At 60.7% G+C, this 14,820-nt stretch carries 15 protein-coding genes and 1 tRNA gene; 8 read left to right on the top strand and 8 right to left on the bottom strand.

Annotated elements, in window-relative coordinates; translation table 11 throughout:
* The first annotated feature begins 2 nt into the window (after positions 1–2).
* From pknB to ACLI1L_RS00165, 3 genes are all read left to right on the top strand, one after another.
* The gene (gene pknB, locus ACLI1L_RS00175; protein ID WP_411707727.1) at positions 3–1,961 is read left to right on the top strand and encodes a Stk1 family PASTA domain-containing Ser/Thr kinase; all 1,959 of its coding nucleotides are present in this window, start codon (positions 3–5) and stop codon (positions 1,959–1,961) included.
* 64 nt (positions 1,962–2,025) lie between these two features.
* Complete coding sequence (crgA, locus tag ACLI1L_RS00170) at positions 2,026–2,295, top strand: cell division protein CrgA (protein ID WP_005326260.1); 270 nt, start codon at positions 2,026–2,028, stop codon at positions 2,293–2,295.
* Positions 2,296–2,366: 71 nt separating this feature from the next.
* A complete protein-coding gene (locus tag ACLI1L_RS00165; RefSeq protein WP_411707726.1) occupies positions 2,367–2,933 on the top strand; it encodes a hypothetical protein in 567 nt (188 codons plus the stop codon).
* Here the strand turns inward: ACLI1L_RS00165 and ACLI1L_RS00160 are convergent.
* From ACLI1L_RS00160 to ACLI1L_RS00150, 3 genes are all read right to left on the bottom strand, one after another.
* Positions 2,884–4,338, bottom strand: a complete 1,455-nt coding sequence (locus ACLI1L_RS00160; RefSeq protein ID WP_411707725.1) for a phytoene desaturase family protein — start codon at positions 4,336–4,338, stop codon at positions 2,884–2,886. The genes ACLI1L_RS00165 and ACLI1L_RS00160 overlap by 50 nt on opposite strands.
* 306 nt (positions 4,339–4,644) lie before the next feature.
* Complete coding sequence (locus tag ACLI1L_RS00155) at positions 4,645–5,298, bottom strand: rhomboid family intramembrane serine protease (protein ID WP_411707724.1); 654 nt, start codon at positions 5,296–5,298, stop codon at positions 4,645–4,647.
* 109 nt (positions 5,299–5,407) lie between these two features.
* Complete coding sequence (locus ACLI1L_RS00150; protein ID WP_034668743.1) at positions 5,408–5,938, bottom strand: peptidylprolyl isomerase; 531 nt, start codon at positions 5,936–5,938, stop codon at positions 5,408–5,410.
* A 69-nt stretch (positions 5,939–6,007) separates the two neighbouring features.
* On the opposite strand from ACLI1L_RS00150, the gene ACLI1L_RS00145 reads away from it, so the two are divergent.
* Entirely contained in the window at positions 6,008–6,667 is a 660-nt protein-coding gene (locus tag ACLI1L_RS00145) for an HAD family hydrolase (protein ID WP_411707723.1), read from the top strand.
* On the opposite strand, the gene ACLI1L_RS00140 is transcribed toward ACLI1L_RS00145, so the two are convergent.
* Positions 6,627–8,264 carry a dihydroxyacetone kinase family protein gene (locus ACLI1L_RS00140; protein ID WP_411707722.1) on the bottom strand — a complete coding sequence of 546 codons (1,638 nt, stop codon included), beginning with the start codon at positions 8,262–8,264 and terminating at the stop codon, positions 6,627–6,629. The genes ACLI1L_RS00145 and ACLI1L_RS00140 overlap by 41 nt on opposite strands.
* Before the next feature lie 142 nt (positions 8,265–8,406).
* Here ACLI1L_RS00140 and ACLI1L_RS00135 point away from each other — a divergent pair, with 142 nt between their 5' ends.
* Positions 8,407–9,045 carry a DedA family protein gene (locus ACLI1L_RS00135; protein WP_150850937.1) on the top strand — a complete coding sequence of 213 codons (639 nt, stop codon included), beginning with the start codon at positions 8,407–8,409 and terminating at the stop codon, positions 9,043–9,045.
* A 49-nt stretch (positions 9,046–9,094) separates the two neighbouring features.
* On the opposite strand, the gene metE is transcribed toward ACLI1L_RS00135, so the two are convergent.
* A complete protein-coding gene (gene metE / locus ACLI1L_RS00130) occupies positions 9,095–11,365 on the bottom strand; it encodes a 5-methyltetrahydropteroyltriglutamate--homocysteine S-methyltransferase (RefSeq protein ID WP_411707721.1) in 2,271 nt (756 codons plus the stop codon).
* Complete coding sequence (locus ACLI1L_RS00125) at positions 11,352–12,284, bottom strand: methylenetetrahydrofolate reductase (protein WP_248099367.1); 933 nt, start codon at positions 12,282–12,284, stop codon at positions 11,352–11,354. The genes metE and ACLI1L_RS00125 overlap by 14 nt, the downstream gene beginning before the upstream one ends.
* A gap of 282 nt (positions 12,285–12,566) precedes the next feature.
* On the opposite strand from ACLI1L_RS00125, the gene ACLI1L_RS00120 reads away from it, so the two are divergent.
* From ACLI1L_RS00120 to ACLI1L_RS00110, 3 genes are all read left to right on the top strand, one after another.
* Positions 12,567–13,301, top strand: a complete 735-nt coding sequence (locus ACLI1L_RS00120) for a hypothetical protein (protein WP_005329697.1) — start codon at positions 12,567–12,569, stop codon at positions 13,299–13,301.
* Between the two features lie 133 nt (positions 13,302–13,434).
* Complete coding sequence (locus ACLI1L_RS00115; protein ID WP_005329698.1) at positions 13,435–13,638, top strand: hypothetical protein; 204 nt, start codon at positions 13,435–13,437, stop codon at positions 13,636–13,638.
* 97 nt (positions 13,639–13,735) lie between these two features.
* Complete coding sequence (locus tag ACLI1L_RS00110; protein ID WP_034668745.1) at positions 13,736–14,206, top strand: GNAT family N-acetyltransferase; 471 nt, start codon at positions 13,736–13,738, stop codon at positions 14,204–14,206.
* Here ACLI1L_RS00110 and ACLI1L_RS00105 read toward each other — a convergent pair.
* A complete protein-coding gene (locus ACLI1L_RS00105) occupies positions 14,203–14,451 on the bottom strand; it encodes a hypothetical protein (protein ID WP_005329702.1) in 249 nt (82 codons plus the stop codon). The two genes, ACLI1L_RS00110 and ACLI1L_RS00105, sit on opposite strands and share 4 nt — an antisense overlap.
* 247 nt (positions 14,452–14,698) lie before the next feature.
* Positions 14,699–14,771: transfer RNA gene (locus ACLI1L_RS00100), tRNA-Ala, on the bottom strand.
* Between the last annotated feature and the right edge of the window lie 49 nt (positions 14,772–14,820).

The following is a 14,820-nucleotide window of genomic DNA, read 5'->3' as shown; positions in this document are numbered from 1 at the left end:
CGATGGTCAATGACCGCTATCGGAGAGGCGAGATCATCGGCGCCGGCGGCATGTCTGAGGTCTATGCTGCCGAAGACACTGTCCTAGGCCGCCAGGTTGCGGTAAAGATGCTCCGCCCGGAAATGGCGCGCGACGTCAATTTCCGGGAGCGTTTTTACCGCGAGGCCCAGAACTCGGGCAAGTTGAATCACCCCAATATCGTGGCGGTTTATGACACCGGGGAAACCGAGCTGGATGGCATGACCATCCCGTATATCGTCATGGAGCGGGTCAATGGCCGCACCTTGCGCGATATCATTCGCGAGGATGGAGCACTATCCGCCCAAGAAGCGGCGGATATCCTCAAACCGGTAGCGGATGCACTGCAAGCCTCGCACGAAGCCGGCATTATCCACCGCGATATCAAGCCGGCAAATATTATGCTCACCAACACCGGCCAGGTGAAGGTGATGGACTTCGGCATCGCTCGCGCCTTGGATGATTCCACCTCGGCGATGACGCAAACCTCCGCCGTTATCGGCACTGCCCAATATCTTTCTCCCGAGCAAGCCCGCGGTAAGAACGCGGATGCCCGCTCGGATGTCTATGCACTGGGCTGCGTGCTCTACGAGGCCCTTACCGGTCAGACCCCATTTGAGGGCGAAACCCCGTTTGCGGTTGCTTATCAGCACGTACAGGAAGAGCCGACACCACCGTCGGAGCTCATCGCGGATCCTTCACTAACCCCCACCCAGCGCGTCAATATTGATGCGGTGGTGCTTACCGCAATGGCGAAGCACCCTGCGGATCGTTACCAATCCGCCTGGGAGATGGCCGGCGATTTGGAACGCCTGCGCAATGGACAGGTCACCGCAGCAGCGCGCATGCATGTTAATGAGGACGAGGTCGAGCAGCCTACCGAGATGGTGGGTGCCGCCGCGGCCCCTGCGGCAGCGCACCGCGCACCGATTCAATCCACCCGCCCCTCCGAAGAGGATGACAAGCAGGGCGGCGGCTGGATGAAGTGGTTGGCTGCCTTCTTGGCTGCCCTTCTAGTAGCTATCGTGGGCTACTTCGCATGGGACTTCTTCTCCAATGACAAGGAGGATCCCGAAAAGCCACGCCAGACCCAATCTGCCCCGCACGACAAGATCATCGTGCCAGAGGTGGAAAACCGCCCACGCAATGAAGTGGTTAAGGAACTCGAAGACATGGGCCTACAGGTTACCGTCAACGAGGAAGCCAACCCGGATATCCCTCGCAATAATGTCATCCGCATCAACCCCGCCCCGGGTTCCGAGCTGCAAAAGAATGCTTCGGTTACGTTGACCGTGTCCTCTGGTAAGGAAATTACAGATGTCCCGGACATCACCGGCATGACCTTGGATGAAGCCTCCCAGGCCCTCGAAGAGGCGGGCTTGGCACTCAACTCCGACGTTTCGGAGGAAAACGATGAAGCACCAGCCGGCCAAATCATCAAGCAGGATCCGGCCGGCGGCACGCAGCTGTCTAAGGGATCGAAGGTACGGGTGACGGTATCTAAGGGCGTCGAAAAGAAGCGCGTGCCCAATGTTTCCGGAATGAATGTAGAAGATGCCCAGAGCCGCCTCGAATCCAGTGACTTTGATGTAGACGTGCGCGAGGTCGATTCCTTGGAGCCGAAGGGCACGGTGCTAAGCGTATCCAATGAGGGCGCGGAGCTGGAAAAGGGCAAGCCGGTCACCGTTGAGGTCTCCAATGGCATGCTCTTTAAGGCTCCTGACCTGGTAAGACAGAGTCAGAAGCAGGCCGAAGATGAGCTCCGCGCGGCTGGCTGGACTGGCCAGCTGGTGCCGGGTGAGCCCGTGCCGACCGGCGCGCTGGTGGATAATAATAAGATTGGCTGGGCCTCTGTGAATCCAGGCGATACCATGCGTAAGGATCAAAACATTGAGGTCCGCTTGTGGAATTTCGACCCCGCTGCACTTCTGCCGCAGCCATAGCTGCTGGTATCCTAAGGTCTCAGTACGAACTTAGATAAGAACTTAAATCTAGAAAAGGTATCTTATGCCGAAGTCAAAGATTTCTCAGAGCTCCTCCGTCCCTACCTCGAGCTCTGCTACCAACCGCACCCCCGTCAAGATCAATTCGGAGGGCACCCCGAAGTGGTACGTAGCCATCATGCTAGGCCTGATGGTCATCGGCTTGCTGTGGCTCGTGGTCAATTACCTCGCTGGCCAGGACATCCCGTTCATGGCGGACCTCGGCGCTTGGAATTATGGCATTGGCTTTGGCTTGGCCATCATCGGCCTGCTGATGACCATGGGATGGCGCTAAGCTAGACCTCCCAGCCTGTTCCCTCGCCTCCTTCCTGTAGGTGGCGAGGGTTCTTCATATCTAGGAGCCACATGTCTCGCCATATTCTTGCTGCTGGCCTCATCATTTCGGTGGCCTACGCGGCCGTGCACATCGCGTTTTCCGATACCACCCTACTCACCGGCGCCGCTCCCCTCCGCCTTTCCGTGCGCAACTACCTAGGCAACGTCCTGGGCTCGGGCATGGTGTGGGGAATCTTTAGCTACCTCATAGGCAAGAATTTTTCGGGCCGGTGGCTCAAGGCACTCCTGGCCGGTACGGGAATTATCATCTTGATGCTGGCCGTGCACTACGCCTTGCTCGTGGTCTTCGGTGTGTACAACTGGCGCGAGGCATTTGAGTACAACGCCCAGTGGTTTATCCTGGCGCTCATCTCTGGACCGGTATTGGGGCTGGCCGGCGCGGCCTCGGCCCAGTTCCGGTGGTTCGACTATCTCGCCGTCCTGGGCTTCCTCCTCGAGCCTGTCATAGCAGGGCTCGTCCCAGGCAGTTCCTACTTGCCCCGCACCACGACCATCCCTGGGTACTTCGCCGCTGCGACTCTCTGGCTCATCGGCGCGGGCCTCTTTTTCTGGCAGCGCCGCCTTTCCACCCGCTGAGCGCTTCCTCGGCGGCCCACCATCCCGGCATACCGTGCACTCCAGCACCGGGAGCGGCGGAGCTGGAGGCCATATATACTCCCGGAGCGAGGCGATGCGGATGGGGCGAAAGGCGTGGCCGCAGGAGAGTTTGCAGCCCAGTCATGGATCCGCCGGCGATATCGCCTCCCACCAGGTTGGGATTCCACCGCTCCAGCTCGGCCGGGCTAGTGGCGTGGGTAGCCAGGATGGTATCCCGAAAACCGGGGGCAAAGCGTTCGATCTGCGCAGTAATCAGCTCGGTTACCTCACCCGGATAGCGCTCCGCATAGCCGCGCGGGACGTGCGCATAAGTCCACAGCGTGAGCCCCCGGGAAGGGTCAGCCACGTATTGCTGGCATGCCAATACTAGGGGTCGCTCGGGCATGCGCCGCTTACCGACGTCCCCCTCTGCCCTACAGATCTCCTCCACCGTACCTCCCACATGCACGGTGCCGGCCTGGCCCACGCGCGGGTCGGTCCACGGCACGGGCTCGCTGAGGTGGAAATCCACTTTGAAGACGGCGCTGCCATATCGCCAGCCTGCCAGGCTCCGGCGAACACGGCTGGGAAGCTCCAGTCCCGGCAGACCCAGGATCTGCCGCGGGGTCAGGTTCAGAATAATCGCCTCAGCTTCGGGCAATTCCCGCAGGTCGCGAACCTCGCGTCCGGTGTGGAGGCGGGCATGATGGGAACGGAGGAGGTTTAAGAGGGCGTCGATAAGAGCGCCGGTGCCGCCCTCCACCACGGGCCAGCCGCGGGTCATACCCAACCCGCCAAAGAGCAGGCCGAATGCGGAGGTAAATGGCCTCGTAGGCGAGGTAATCGCGTGTACCGCGCTGCCCGCGAAGAGGGCGCGGGCCTGTGGCGTATCAAATGCCACCCGCGCCAAGCTGCTGGCGGGCGCGATGCCGGCCGCGCCAAACTGTGCCAAGCGCACGGGGCGATCGGGCCAACGCACCAGCGGCGTTAGTGCATTCGCCACATGCTCATCAATGTGCCGGACAATGTGTCCGTGCAACCGCGTCCACGCGCCGGCATCGGCTCCCAACTCCGCGGCCGTATCCGCCAAGGAACCCTGCAAGATCCCGGCCGGGGCTCCCTCTAGCGGATGGGCCATGGGATAGGGGGCGTTAAGCCACCGCAAACCATGGGATTCCAGATCGAGGGCGCGGAACGCCGGACTCGCCACGCCAAAGGGGTGCCCGGCCGCTCCGAGATCCACAATCGTGCCCGGAAAAATCTCCGCCGAGGAGGCTGCCGCACCACCGGCCCAGTCAGCCCGTTCGTAGATATCCACGCTCCAGCCAGCCATGGCCAAACGCGCCGCGGCCGTGAGTCCATTAGGTCCTGCGCCGACGATCACAGCGCGAGGTTGATAATCCACAATGCTCCTTATGCAGGTCAGTACCCAAATTTATCAGTCTTGCTCACACAGTGGGTAGAAAGTTATCCACAGGCTGTGGAGAAAGCCTGTGAAATGTGAATTTCACACAATTATTAACACCCTGTGGATAACTGTTTTCACGGACTTCCACAGGCGGATTTTCTTACTTCCGCACGGTCTAGACCAGCGTGATCAGGGAAAACTCCGGAAAAGCGTTCGGTAAATTACAAAAATGTAGTTATCCACATTGTGGATAAACATTGTGGAATTCTTTCGCACATGCTTTCCGGTGATCAAAATTCACAGTTATCCCCAAAACCCAGCTTGTTGGGCCAAGAACGCGAGGAGTATCGCGGCCACCACAACAACACCGCCCCAGCGAAGAGAGGAGCTTTTTCGATAGAGAACAAGGCTCAACACAAGACCTGTGCACAACCCACCCAAGTGTCCCCATAGGGATACGCCATTGGCCAGGAAGGTATAGGCCACGTTCGCCACAACCAGGGCGATGGGCGCGCGGAGATCGAGTCCGCGCTGACGATAAGCACCTACCAGCATGACCATGAGCGCGAAGAGCGCACCGGAGGCGCCGACGGTGGGGGTATTGAAGTCGAATTTCAAGATCATGGCAGACGCACCTAGGCAAGAGGTGAAATAAGCGGCAAGATACAACCCAGTGCCAAGCGTCCGCTCCACTTCCCTGCCTATGAGCAAGAGCATGATCATATTCACCGCCAAGTGACCCGCGTCTAGGTGCATGAACTCCGAAGACAGCGCAGTCTGAGGGTGGAAGGGATAATCCGGTCCCCACAGACCCCAATCCGCTGCGAGCGGGGAATCATAGAAGGTGGCTCCTAGCGTGCGCGCCTGCACCGCGGTAATCAGCCAAGCGATGATGCACACGGCGGCAATGAGTGCGGTCGCTGGGGTAGCGCGGACATAGTTTCTCACCATGGTCATGAAGTTGTCAGTCCTTTAGGCGGGGATCAAGCTGTGGATAGCTCGGGGAAAACTGCAACGAGCCCGCCGCCGCACGAATAATGCGGTGACGGGCCCGAGGAAAAGGCGATTACGCGATATCGATGGACTCGATAACAACGTCCTCGTGCGGACGGTCCATGCGGTCGGTATCCACCTTGGCGATCTTGGACACGACCTCCTGGGAAGCAGCGTCAGTTACCTCACCAAAGATGGTGTGGTGGTTGTTCAGGTGCGGGGTCGGCGCCACGGTGATGAAGAACTGGGAGCCGTTGGTGCCTGGGCCGGCATTGGCCATGGCCAGCAGGAATGGGCGGTCAAACTGCAGCTCCGGGTGGAACTCGTCCTGGAACTGGTAGCCCGGGCCACCGCGGCCGGTGCCGGTAGGGTCGCCGCCCTGGATCATGAAGTTCTCGATGATGCGGTGGAAGATTGCGCCGTCATAGAACGGGCCGGACTGCTCGCCCTTTGCGTTCTGGGTGGAGTAGTCCTTCTCGCCCTTGGCTAGGCCAATGAAGTTTTCAACGGTTACCGGTGCGTGGTTACCGAAGAGATCGATAACAATGTCGCCGTAGTTGGTATGCATCGTTGCAGTTGCGGTCTTCTGAGTCATGCCAGCCATTGTAAAGAATTTAACGCGCGCCTGCCGCGCATGACATAACGCTGTCAGCGATCGCGCTAGCCTGAAGGCATGATTCGCGCGCTACTTTTCGATCTGGATGACACCTTGCTCGACCACACCGGCGCGGCCCGGGACGCAGTGGATCAGTGGTGCCGCGAGCTAGGACTCCCCGAGGGCCAGCATGCGCGCTTTGCGGCCATCGAGCGCACCTGGTTCAGCGCCTACGAGCGCGGCGAGGTCACCCACCAGGGTCAGCGGGCGGCGCGCTGCCGCGAATTCCTCAGCCGGGAGATGAACGATGCTGAGGCGCTGGCCGCCTATGACGGCTATCTTTCCGCCTACCGGGAGCAGTGGCGCGCTTTTGCCGACGCCCTGCCCACCCTCACCTGGGCCCTCGAGTCCGGCTTTCAGGTGGGCGTGCTCACCAATGGCGAGCGCGAGATGCAGCAGGCAAAGCTGGAGGCCACGGGCCTTGCGCTTGCCGACGTCCACCTCATCCCCACCGTCGACCTCGGCTGCCCCAAACCGCAGCGCGCGGCCTACCTTGCCGCCTGCGATCAGCTGGGCGCGGCCCCCGCGGACACGCTCATGGTGGGCGATTCCCTAGCCAACGATGTGCAGGGCGCGCGCACGGCGGGCCTGCACGCGCTCCACCTCGACCGTGCGGGGAATGGGGATCTGCGCTCGCTTAGCGCGCTGAAAGTGGTTCTCCACCAAAGAGCCAGCTGACCACGAGGGCGCCCGGATCGATTACTCCCTTGCTGCGATCTCCCAGGTAGGAGGCGCGGCCCTTCTTTGCCGCGAGGTCCTCGGTGTCGAGGGCACCGGCATGCGCGGCGTCGAAAAGCGCCTGCAAAGTCTCCGGGTCCGGATGCTTCGCCCCCAATTCGCAGGCCTTTTCTGCGGCAGGGATGAGGGCATCGAGCATGGTGCGATCGCCGCGCTTCGCGCCACCAAGCTCGTGGATGAGGTCGGCCGCATCATTGAGCCCGTCCGCCAGCGACTCCGCGCGGGCCAATTCATTAAAGAGCGTGCCGAAGACGGCGCCGGAGGTACCACCGGCGAGGACGAGCAGGCGCTTGGCCAGCCCGGTGAGGATCTCCGTATCCGTGCCGCGCAAGGGAAGCTCGATGCCGCCGAAGGCCGCCTCCATGTTCTGGCCAAAGTCGCCGTCGCCGGCCTTGCGATCCAGCTCGGTCAGCGCCTCAAAGGATGCTTGGAGGCGTTCCACAAAGGCGGTGAGCCACTGGTTCTCCTCACCTTCGCTGGGCAGCTCATCCTGGAAGGTGATGGTGGCCGGTTCCACCGCCTTCGCACCGCCTAGGGTATGGGGCCAGGCGGGGGCGGACGTGGGGGCGTCGATAAGCTCGAGCAGCTCCGCATCCGCCTTGAGCAGCGTAAAGGAAGCGCCGTGCATATTGACCGCGGTGACGTAGGAGCCCACCAACGACCGGGCGACGGTGACGCCGCGCTGGGCCAGCTGCGCGGAGGCCTCGCCAAAGAGCAGGCTCAACTCCAGCGGGGTGGTACCGCCGAGGCCATTGACCAGGCACACCACCTCATCGCCCTGGCCCAGGTCAAGGGCGGGCACGATCTTTTCCAGGACCTGGTTCACAATGGCGCTCGCGCTATCTACCTGCTCGGTGTGGGTGCCCGGCTCGCCGTGAATGCCCACGCCCACCTCCATCTGGCCGGCCTCGAGATCGAAGGTTTCGCGGCCGCTGGTCGGCATGAAACCGGCGCCCAGCGCCACGGACATGCTGCGGGAATTCTCCGCGGCTCGCTTGCCCAACTCAGCGACCGTGTCCACATCATCGCCGCGGTAGGCGGCGGCGCCTGCGACCTTTTCCACCAGGATGGTCGCGCCCGTACCGCGGCGGCCGGGCCCGTCCTCATTGCCATCGGTGGCAATATCATCGGCCACCAGCACCGTGCGGGTGTCTACCGCCTCGGCGGCGTTGCGGGCGACGGTGAAGTTCATGACGTCTCCGGTGTAATTCTTCACTACGTGGACTACTCCCCTGCCCTGGTCAGCCCACTGGGTGGCCTCGCTGACCTGGACCGCGTTCGGGGAGGTAAAGAGCAATCCCGGGCAGGCCGCTGCGAGCATGCCCTGGCCGACAAACCCGGCATGCATCGGTTCGTGACCGGAACCGCCACCGGAAATCACCGCCACTGCCGGATCACCATCCGCGGTGCGCAGCGGCGTGGTGCGGCCAATGAAGCCAACGTCGTGCCAGCGAGCATCGGGGTGGTTGGCGATGAGCCCAGCGAGGGCGTCGGAGAGAAAAGTGTCTTGACTATTGCGGAATGCGGAGTGGTTCATACTCCCACGTTAGTGATGTTTCTTACCCGGAAGCTAGGAGGAGAAAAGAAACATATCGGTTCCATTCGGACACCCAGTGGATTCGCAGCTACTTTGCAGTTTGCGGAGGATACTAAAGGAACCACTAAGAAAGGATCCACACATGGATTTCTTGTCCTCCCTCCACAACCTTATGGACGCAGGTTCCCTGCTCCAAAGCTTTGGACCTTATATCCTCCTCGGCGTCGCCGTGGTCATCTTCATCGAGTCCGGCGTGCTTTTCCCGTTCCTGCCGGGTGATTCTTTGCTCGTTACCGCGGCCATCCTGCGCCACGAACTCGACATCAACGCCTGGCTGCTCTTTGTCGTGGCCGCGGTGGCCGCCTTTGCCGGCGACCAGGTGGGCTTCTACTTGGGCCGCCGCTTTGGCCGCAAGCTTTTCAAGGACGATGCCCGCGTCCTGCGCACCGAACACCTCGATAGCGCGGAGGACTTCTTCCAGCGCCACGGCCCGGTAGCCCTAGTACTGGGACGCTTCGTGCCGATTGTGCGCACCTTCGTCCCCTTCGCCGCGGGTACCGCAGAAATGGGCTACTCCTCGTTCCTGCGCTGGAATATCCTTGGCGGCATAGGCTGGGTAGGTTCCATGCTGCTCGTCGGCGTACTGCTGGGCGGCATCCCGGGTATTGCTCACTCCATCGACATCATCATGCTGATCGTAGTGGCAATTTCCGTGCTGCCGATGATCATCGGCTGGATCAATAAGCGCCGCAAGGCACAGCGCGAAATCCCAGCCAAATAAGAATTTTTATTCTTTACCCGGCCGGGATTGCGGTGCGATTAGGGAGGTGTTAGAGGGACTCGCGCACCTCATCGCGAGCCAGCACCATATTGCGCAGGGAGGCCTCGGTCTCCTCGTAGCCGCGGGTCTTCAGGCCGCAGTCCGGGTTAACCCACAGGCGCTCGACCGGTACGTCCTTGAGCGCGGCGCGGATGAGCTCGGCCATCTCCGCTACGGAAGGCACGCGCGGGGAGTGAATATCGTAGATGCCCGGGCCGATTTCGGAGTGGAAGGTCTCGTCGATATCCTCCAGCAGCTCCATGCGGGAGCGGGCCGCCTCGATGGAGGTGACATCGGCATCCAGGCCGGCAACGGCATCGATGATCTGGCCGAACTCGGAGTAGCACAGGTGGGTGTGGATCTGGGTGGTCGGCTTGGCCTCGAGAGCTACCAGGCGGAAGGAACGCACGGCCCAGTCCAGGTAGGCCTTGCGGTCTTCCTCGCGCAGCGGCAGCAGCTCGCGCAGGGCGGGCTCGTCGATCTGGATGATGTCGATGCCGGCCTCTTCCAGGTCATGCACCTCATCTGCCAGCGCGACGCCGAGCTGATCCGCGGAGACGGACTGGTGTACGTCATCTCGCACGAAGGACCAGGCCAGGATGGTCACCGGGCCGGTGAGCATGCCCTTGACGTGGTGCTCCGAAAGCGACTGCGCGTACTTGGACCACTCGGTGGTCATCGCAGCAGGGCGGGAGATGTCACCCACAACGATTGGCGGACGGGTGCAGCGGGAGCCATAAGACTGGACCCAGCCGTTTTCGGTGGTGACAAAGCCATCGAGCAGCTCGGCAAAGTACTGCACCATGTCATTGCGCTCCGGCTCGCCGTGGACGAGGACGTCCAGGCCGAGGCGCTCTTGCAGCTCAATGACGGACTTGACCTCATCCTTGAGTGCGGCGTTGTAGTCGGCGTCGGAAAGCTCGCCCTTGCGGTGCGCCGCACGCGCCTGGCGGATCTCCTTGGTCTGGGGGAAGGAGCCGATGGTGGTGGTTGGCAGCTGCGGCAGGCCGAGTTCCTTCTGTGCCTCGTTGCGCTCGGCAAAGGCAGGCTCGCGCTTGACCTCGCCGGCCGGCAGCTTCTCGATGCGCGCCTTCACCGCCGCATTGTGGATACGCTCAGAGTCAGCACGGGTGCGCACCGCGCGGTCGCTGATGTTGTACGCCTCCGGCGCTTCCAGCGGGCCCTGGGACAGGGCGACGACTTCCTTCACCTTCTCGTTGGCGAAGGAGAACCACGTAGCGACGTCGGCAGGCAGCTTGGTTTCTGCCTCCACGGTGTGCGGCACGTGCTGCAGGGATACGGAGGTAGACACAGAAAGGGAGTCGAGGCATCCCTCTAGGTCCTCGTACTTGGAGCGCAGGTCACGTAGGTTGGCGGCCCAGACATTGCGGCCGTCGATAAGCCCGGCAACCACGTGAGAGTTCAGCTTCTTCACGCGCTCAAGGTAGCCCTCATCGAGTGCCAGGGTGCCCACGGAAAGATCCACCTGGACGGCCTCTGGCTTAAGTTCCGCCAGAACGTCAAGGCCCTTGCGCGCGGAGCCATAAGGGGTGGTGAGGTAGACCTGCGGGCGGTTGTCCGCACCCAAGATGGCCTCATAGGCGCTCTTAATGTAAGCAGCAAGCTCCTCATCGGTGGCAACGGTCAGGTCCGCTACCAGGGCAGGCTCGGCCAGCTGTACCCACTTCACGCCGGATTTATCCAGCTCGGCCAGTACCTCCTGGTAGGCCTTGACGGCATCATCCAAGCGGTCGAGCGGGGACTTGGTCGCGCCCTCGGCCTGCTTGGACAGGGCCAGCAGGGTAACCGGGCCGACGAGGTATGGGCGCACGGTGTGGCCTGCTGCGCGGGCTTCTTCCACCAGCTTGATAACGCGCTGTGGGCGCGCCTTAAAGTCCTGGTCATCAGAAATTTCCGGGACAATGTAGTGGTAGTTGGTATCGAACCACTTAGTCATCTCTAGCGGCGCGGTGTCCTTATTGCCGCGGGCCAAGGTGAACTCATCATCCAGGGTCTCGCCGGCTACGGCGCCTACGGTCAGTGCGGTCTCGAGCACCTGGTCGTAGTAAGCGACGTCGGCTGGAATGGCATAGTCCTCAGTAAGACCGAGGTCGCGCAAGCGGTTATAGGTATCCAGGCGCAGGGAATGAGCGGCAGACTCAAAGGTCTCTGTATCGATGCGGCCGGCCCAGTAGGATTCCAGCGCACGCTTGAGCTCGCGGTTAGTGCCGACGCGAGGGTAGCCCTCAATCGTCGCCTTGGGGAAATTAGTGTTCGTCATTGCTTACTCCGATTCGAGATAACAGGTCTTGAGTGATGTCGGGATTGTTGTGGGTATAGATATGGAGGCCTTCTGCGCCCCCGGCCACGATGGTGCGGGCCAATTGGGCGGTAAGCTCCATGCCGATTTCGTATTCCTCTTCTGGGGTTTTCGCTGCCGCGAGCCGAGTACGCACCCTTTCGGGTACGGGCAGCCCGGACAGCTGCCCCATTCGTTCCAACCGGCGCAGGCTGGTCATGGGCATAATCCCCGGAATGAGGGGGATTTTCACCCCGGCCAACTCCGCCCGTTGGGCGAAGCGGAGAAAATCCTCGGCATCAAAAAAGAGTTGGGTGATGGCGAAGTCCGCGCCGAGGCGCTGCTTATTGAGCAGGACGTCGAAGTCCTCGTCCTCGTTTTTGGATTCAGCATGGCCGCTGGGATAGCACGCCACACTTACAGCGAGTCGGCCGGCAGCAAAGCGGGCCGCTTGGTGGCTTTCCAATTCCCGGATGAGGCGAACCAGTTCATCGGCATGCTGGAGGTAGTGCTCTGGCATGCCCCCTTCGGGGAGGTCACCCCGCAGAGCCAGCAGGCCACGAACTCCGGCATCTACCAAGCGATTGATCCACCCGATGAGCTCGTCGCGCGTCCCGGCCGTGCACGCTAAGTGCGCCAGGGGGCGCATAGAGGTGTTATGCGAAATCTTCTCAATGAAGGCCGCGGTTCCCTCCAACCAACCGGAGCGCTGAGAGCTGGTCACAGCGATGTAATCGGGGTGATAACTTTCCAGGACTTCTAGTAAGCGGTCGATCTTGGCGGCATCGGCATCGTGGCGCGGCGGGATTACCTCGAAGGAAAGGGCGAGGCGCTCAGGCACATGGGATTCCTCTTCGCTTTCATAATCCAAGGGCGCGGAAGCCGAAAGTCGCGGGCTCATGGTCACCTCCTTTGCTGGTCGTCGTCGGTGCGTTGACAAAAACGTACCAAGCTGTTCAGTTTGCGCGGTAGCGATTGTGCAATGGTATTACCATTGCAAGCCTGCAAACTGCGAGGTTGGCGAAAAATTGGCCGAATAATAATCGTATATTCTGAACCAAGCGGTCTATTTCTGGCACGTTCCCCCTGCACGCCTTCGCGCTCACGGTGGTACACCACCCGACACGTCACTATGCTGGGTGAAAGCGAATTGATAAATCTGAGTTAAGGAGTGTTCCACCCCATGAACCCCACGACACTGAACGTGGCCTTCAAGACCGCATCGAACCTGTGGAGCCAGTTCAACAACTACCGCGAAGAAAAGTCCCGCGAAGCCTACACCGCCCTAGAGGAGGCCGCGCAGAAGATGGACGAGCGCGATAACGGCAGCTTCGCCGAGTCCCGCCGCCAGGCAGGCGCCGTCACCCGCGCCGCGCACTCCCGCCTCGAGCGCGCCCTGGATGAGTTCAACAACTACCGCGAGGACGCCACCGAGCGCCTTAGTGACGCCAAGGAAGAGGCCACCAAGAAGGCTAAGAAGGCCCGCAAGCAGGCCAAAAAGGATTCTCAGAAGGCGCAGAAGAACCTTAAGAAGAAGTCCGCCAAGGTAGCCAAGAAACAGAAGAAGCAGAAGTCCTCCAAGGGCTGGATCTTCGCCGGCATTATCGCTGTGCTTTCCGCCGCGGCCGGTGCCGCCTACTACTGGCTGCGCTCCAACGACAAGCCATCCCAGACCCCACCGCGCGTGGATGACTTCCAGTCCGCTTCCCACACCGCCCCTGAGTCCACCTTGGTCTACACCTCCACCAGCGAGAATGACACCCAGTCTGACCTCGTTGAGGAAGGCGCTGTACGCGATGAGGAACTGCTGGGTTCCATCGACGAGCAGCTGGCCAAGCACCGCGAAGAAGAAGCTCAGCCAGCCGATACCACCCGCATTACCGATGACCACCAAAACGAGGGCAAGCACCGCCTGTAGGTCAAAGAATAAATACGCTTTCCACCCCGCCGTGGGGGTATATTCAGCGTTGCCTAGATCTCATTTCTTTGCTTAGACAAAAATCTCTTGATTGAATTCCCACATTAGGGATCTTTCTACAAGGAGATGAACAATGAGCTTTGAGACCCTTACCGTCAAGCTCAAAGACGGCGCAACGTACTACTTCCCAGCGGGTGCGGTGTCTAAAGACCCTTCCTCTCGCGTGGATAACCTGCGCTTCGCCATCGATAACGGAACCACTTTCCACTCCGTAGACGAGGCCGGTATCGAGCGCGAGTTTAACGGTCACGACGTCCGCAATTACCACCTAGCCTAAGCGGCAGCCGCATCCCTTCCCACAGGTCACTGGCCTGTGCGGAGGGGATTTTCGCATGCGTACCCCGTGTGCACCACTGGCGACTATCGTGGATTCCATGGAACTTCGCGCAACCCAAGAATCTGACCGCACCTACCTCGCCCGCCTCAACTTCCTCACCGATACCTTCGGTGACGAGCACGGCGAGCTTTCCCCCGATTTTGCCGATGATTTTGCCTTCTACGTGGAAAATTGGGATCCCAACCAGGGCGGCTTCATCGCCTGGGAGGAGCTTGTCCCGGCCGGTGGCGTGTGGCTCAATTGGGGAACGGAGGACAACCACGGCTTTGGTTTTGTCGAGCCCGCCATTCCGGAGATCGCCATCGCGGTTGAGGCCCGCTATAAGGGACAGGGCATTGCCACCGCGCTTATCGACGCCGCTATTTCCCTCGCCCACACCCTGCATGCCCCCGGCATCTCGCTAGCCGTCCACCCCGATAACCCCCGCGCGAAGGGGCTCTATGAGCACCTCGGCTTTGAACACGTGGGCAGCCACGAGGGACACTTTGTGATGCTAAAACGCTTCTAAAGCGAGCGCAGGCGGGCGTGCGTAACGTAAATCGGCTCATTATCCACGGCCGTCTTAAATTCCTCGGTCAGCCCGGCCATAACCGCCTCGCGCGCCTCTTCACGAGTGCCGTGAAAGCTCATGACCTCGCCATCCACTGCGGCCTCGCCACGTTTGCGCACCACAACGTATTCTGCGCCCTCCGGCGCCGAAACTTTCTTCTCTGTGGAGGTAAAGGGATCGTTGTAGCGAACGTTGGCGGCCATGGTTAGTCTCCTAATGGTTTCGCGTAATAGTAATAATTCCCCACTTACTGTACTTAAAGTTTCCTCCCCGCGACCTTGCACTATCTGTCCGGACTTCCGAAGATCAGGACTTTTGTCCATCTAAACCCCATTTTTCGTCGACGGTTTTGCTGGTTTAGATGGACAAAAGGCGCGACATAAACGTATATCCACCCATTGCATTGAAAAAGTCCGGCGCCCTCCGAAGAGGAAGCCGGACTTCATGCTGTGGAGCATAGGAGAATCGAACTCCTGACCTTCTGCTTGCAAAGCAGATGCTCTACCAATTGAGCTAATGCCCCAGTGCCTACACACTTTACTACCGCAGCCGAAGCAACCACAAACCGCTTA

This window comes from Corynebacterium sp. LaCa117 (assembly GCF_046717765.1).
Classification (GTDB): domain Bacteria; phylum Actinomycetota; class Actinomycetes; order Mycobacteriales; family Mycobacteriaceae; genus Corynebacterium; species Corynebacterium kefirresidentii.
This window is presented reverse-complemented; position numbering and strand designations above follow the sequence as displayed.

Excerpts from the sequence above, each read along its gene's own strand:
- pknB (WP_411707727.1), top strand. The coding sequence starts at position 3 with ATGGTCAATGACCGCTATCGGAGAGGCGAGATCATCGGCGCCGGCGGC.
- crgA (WP_005326260.1), top strand. The coding sequence starts at position 2,026 with ATGCCGAAGTCAAAGATTTCTCAGAGCTCCTCCGTCCCTACCTCGAGC.
- ACLI1L_RS00165 (WP_411707726.1), top strand. The coding sequence starts at position 2,367 with ATGTCTCGCCATATTCTTGCTGCTGGCCTCATCATTTCGGTGGCCTAC.
- ACLI1L_RS00155 (WP_411707724.1), bottom strand. The coding sequence starts at position 5,298 with ATGACCATGGTGAGAAACTATGTCCGCGCTACCCCAGCGACCGCACTC.
- ACLI1L_RS00150 (WP_034668743.1), bottom strand. The coding sequence starts at position 5,938 with ATGGCTGGCATGACTCAGAAGACCGCAACTGCAACGATGCATACCAAC.
- ACLI1L_RS00145 (WP_411707723.1), top strand. The coding sequence starts at position 6,008 with ATGATTCGCGCGCTACTTTTCGATCTGGATGACACCTTGCTCGACCAC.
- ACLI1L_RS00140 (WP_411707722.1), bottom strand. The coding sequence starts at position 8,264 with ATGAACCACTCCGCATTCCGCAATAGTCAAGACACTTTTCTCTCCGAC.
- ACLI1L_RS00135 (WP_150850937.1), top strand. The coding sequence starts at position 8,407 with ATGGATTTCTTGTCCTCCCTCCACAACCTTATGGACGCAGGTTCCCTG.
- metE (WP_411707721.1), bottom strand. The coding sequence starts at position 11,365 with ATGACGAACACTAATTTCCCCAAGGCGACGATTGAGGGCTACCCTCGC.
- ACLI1L_RS00125 (WP_248099367.1), bottom strand. The coding sequence starts at position 12,284 with ATGAGCCCGCGACTTTCGGCTTCCGCGCCCTTGGATTATGAAAGCGAA.
- ACLI1L_RS00120 (WP_005329697.1), top strand. The coding sequence starts at position 12,567 with ATGAACCCCACGACACTGAACGTGGCCTTCAAGACCGCATCGAACCTG.
- ACLI1L_RS00115 (WP_005329698.1), top strand. The coding sequence starts at position 13,435 with ATGAGCTTTGAGACCCTTACCGTCAAGCTCAAAGACGGCGCAACGTAC.
- ACLI1L_RS00110 (WP_034668745.1), top strand. The coding sequence starts at position 13,736 with ATGGAACTTCGCGCAACCCAAGAATCTGACCGCACCTACCTCGCCCGC.
- ACLI1L_RS00105 (WP_005329702.1), bottom strand. The coding sequence starts at position 14,451 with ATGGCCGCCAACGTTCGCTACAACGATCCCTTTACCTCCACAGAGAAG.